Here is a 621-nt window from a genome sequence, read left to right as displayed (position 1 = left end):
CGGCCTGACCCCAGGCCGGGACCGAGGCATCCACATTGAAAAACGCGTTGAACCCCTGCGACTTCAAATACTGGAACTTCTCGTTCTCGTAATCACCGATCCCGGCAATATCGGCCCCGAACGGGTAAATCAACAAGTCGGTCTTGCCCACGATCGGGGCGACCTCGGCCTGCCACTTCTCGTTATCGGCCCGAATATGATCCACCGGTGACTTCGTGAAATTGATATGACCCCAGGAATGGGAAGCGAATTCCCACCCGTTCTTCTTGATCGCATCCGCGACCTTCTTCGCATCCTTCTTGTCCTGGTCCAGGTTCTTGTTCTGGTCCTTGTAGGAAATATCCGAGGTCCGGTACCCCAGGACCCCGTTGTACCCGGTCATCGCGATGACCCCTTTGGCCCCGTCGTGGGAAAAATCCGGGTGGTCCTGGAGGAATTCTTCCATGATCGGCAAGTGGTCATAGGCTCCGACCTGTTTCTTGCCGGCGGCATCACGGTATTCGTTGACGATTTTGCCGTCCTTGACGATCAACCGGTCGGGGAAGCCGTCGCCGTCCATGTATTCGTAGTAGGAGAGGTCGTCGAAGGAGATCACCAGTGGTTTCTTGCCTTCGGGCAGTT

General features: G+C 56.2%; 1 protein-coding gene. It reads right to left on the bottom strand.

The genetic code is table 11. From position 1 onward, the window contains the following. A partial coding sequence (locus EWU68_RS12955) for a polysaccharide deacetylase family protein (RefSeq protein ID WP_165162156.1) occupies positions 1 to 621 on the bottom strand: 621 nt, incomplete at both ends.

The organism is Rothia koreensis (assembly GCF_004136575.1).
Lineage (GTDB): Bacteria > Actinomycetota > Actinomycetes > Actinomycetales > Micrococcaceae > Rothia > Rothia koreensis.
This window is presented reverse-complemented; position numbering and strand designations above follow the sequence as displayed.